Origin of the sequence: Acidiplasma cupricumulans, from assembly GCF_001402935.1 — an archaeon.
GTDB lineage: Archaea > Thermoplasmatota > Thermoplasmata > Thermoplasmatales > Thermoplasmataceae > Acidiplasma > Acidiplasma aeolicum.
On sequence record NZ_LKBH01000073.1, the window covers coordinates 1 to 1,523 of the forward strand.

Annotated in this window: 1 protein-coding gene; it reads left to right on the forward strand. The window is 31.8% G+C overall.

What is annotated here, in order from left to right:
- Nucleotides 1–49: 49 nt before the first annotated feature.
- A partial coding sequence (locus tag AOG55_RS02500; RefSeq protein WP_156318724.1) for a DUF4011 domain-containing protein occupies nucleotides 50–1,523 on the forward strand: 1,474 nt, incomplete at its 3' end.

The following is a 1,523-nucleotide window of genomic DNA, read 5'->3' on the forward strand; positions in this document are numbered from 1 at the left end:
ATTTGCAATAAAATTAATATACAGATATAATGATTTAAGATAGGATTTTATGGAAATAAACATGGAGGATAATATATCAAAATGGGAAAAGGATGTTATAGACACATCAAAAAATAATAAATTATTATATTTTGATAGCAAATTTTTTTTGAGAATTAAATCCCCAAGCCTCCCTTTTATTTTTGATGACATAGTAAACAAGGATAAAAAGATGTCATTTCACACACATGAGGATGTGGATTCAAGAAAAAAGGATGAAATCATTGTTTCAGGTGGTGAAAAATTAATTAATTCGCTTAAAAATATCTATTATAGGGCCCAGAGTGCATTAAACGAGCACGGTACCATAGCCCTTTATCTATCATTTGGCATCCTGAAATGGCAGGATTCAGATGGTTCTGATGTTGAGACACAGCTATTTTTTGTTCCTGTGGAAATGACAAGAAAAATATACGATGAGTATTATATAGAATCTGTTCAGGGAGATATATTCTTTAATCCAGTACTAAGGGAAAAGCTGGATCAGTTTAATATTAAATTTGACTTTAATTTCGATGAGAATTTAAATATTATGGATGCAATTAAATCCTTTAAGTCAGCAATAAAAGAAACAAAATGGGAGGTAAAAAACAGTGTTTATTTGGGCATTATATCATTTACGAATAACATAATTTATAACGATTTAAAGGCAAACCATGCCCTTATAATGAAAAATGACCTCACAAGGGCACTTGCTGGGGATTTTGATACAGTTAAAAAATTAAATGCTATGATGCCGGATAATATTGATTATTCCGGGATAATAACTGCCATGGATGCAGATTCCAGCCAGCTAAAGGCCGTATACGCCGCAAGGCATGGCGCAAGTTTTATACTTAATGGCCCGCCGGGTACTGGAAAGAGCCAGACAATAGCAAATATAATTATTGATTCGATAAGCAACGGAAAAAGTGTACTTTTTGTCAGCGAAAAAAAGGCTGCAATAGATGTTGTCAGAAGGCGCCTGGAGGAGAATGGATTTGGCGATTTTCTTCTTGACCTCCATGGAAATATATCCAAGTCAGATGTAATCAAATCATTTTATAAAAGCATTGATTCTGAAAAGAACATACGAAATGAACCAATGCCGGGAGATAGATATACAGGAGTTCTAAATGGATATGTTAATTCACTGCATCAGATAAGGGAGAATTCAGGTATATCAGTATATGACGCTGCCTGCAGAATAATAAAAAGTAAAACAAATGTGCGTATTGATATTGATGATAAGGTTTTGAAATATAAATATGACGACATTGAGAACATAAGGTTTCAGTTAGCAGAGCTTGCGGATTATTATGATATAATTCGCGATTATTTTAAGGTTCCAGAGGGTTTCAACTTAAACTATTTTAAAAAAAATAAGAATGAATTTTATAAATCAATTGAGGACATTATGGCATCCATTGAATACATAAATAATCACAGAGACCAAATAGAAAAAGATTTTAAAATAAAATTAACAAATATATATAATTATAAGA